Annotated in this window: 1 protein-coding gene; it reads left to right on the top strand. The window is 73.8% G+C overall.

What is annotated here, in order from left to right; translation table 11 throughout:
- On the top strand, window positions 1–1,006 hold a 1,006-nt coding region (locus tag AB0C29_RS50350), incomplete at both ends, for a HAMP domain-containing protein (protein ID WP_360835744.1).

The following is a 1,006-nucleotide window of genomic DNA, read 5'->3' as shown; positions in this document are numbered from 1 at the left end:
CAAGGGCGACGCCGGCGCCGCGAGGCTGGCCGGCCCCCTGTTCGAGCCACCCCCGGAAGACGTCCTGGCCCGGACCCCGGTCGCGGGGATGCTCCGCCAGCTCGCCCAGTACCGGGCGGCGCTGGTCGCCGTGCGGTGCATCGCCGACGAGAAGCCCGGCACCGAGGCTGTGCTGCTGACCGACCGGGCGCCGTATCTGACCGGGCGGCAGCTCGCCGAGCACGCCGGGTGCGTGCGCAAGGCGTCGGAAGTGGTGCTGGAGAACCGCAGGCGCATCGACATCGACCTGCTGACGTATCGGCAGTGCAGCGCGCCGGAGGCGCCCGACGAGGACCGCAACTGCGCGGCGACCACCTTCAACGACCGGGCCGGGGTGTCGGCCGCGCTGCCGCTGCAGCTCTATCTCGGCGCGTCCGGCGAGACCGACGTCGGCCAGCTCGGCCGGCCCGCCGCCTTCGGCGCCGCCGGCCTGATCGTGGTGGCGCTGATCGGCACGGCCTGGATCGCCCGCCTGGTCAGCCATCCGGTACGCCGGCTCACCGAAGCCTCGCGGCTGCTCGCCGGCGGCCGGCTGAACGTGCGGGTGCCCACCTCCGGCCGCGGTGAGCTGGCCCGGCTGTCGCAGACGTTCAACGCCATGGCCGAGGCGGTGCAGCGCAGCGAGGAACGCCAGCGGCGGCTGGTGGCCGACGTCGCGCACGAGATGCGTACGCCGTTGTCGAACCTGCGCGGCTACCTCGAGGGACTCTCCGACGGGGTGGTCGAGCCGAGCCGGGAGCTGTTCGTCTCGCTGCACGAGGAGACGATGCTCCAGCGGCGCATCCTGGACGACCTGCAGGTGCTGGCCCTGGCCGAGGTCGGCGACCTGCGCTACGCCAAGGGCCCGATCGACCTGGCCGACCTGGTGCAGGTCGGCGCGACCGTGCACCGGGCGGTCGCGGCCGAGGCGGGGAACGGATCGAACGACACCATGTCGTCGACCACGAATGCGACGCGCTGGTTGCCG

The sequence above is a fragment of the Actinoplanes sp. NPDC048791 genome, from assembly GCF_040650095.1.
Classification (GTDB): Bacteria; Actinomycetota; Actinomycetes; order Mycobacteriales; family Micromonosporaceae; genus Actinoplanes.
The sequence above is the reverse complement of the archived record's forward strand: the minus strand, read 5'-3'. Positions and strand labels throughout refer to the sequence as shown.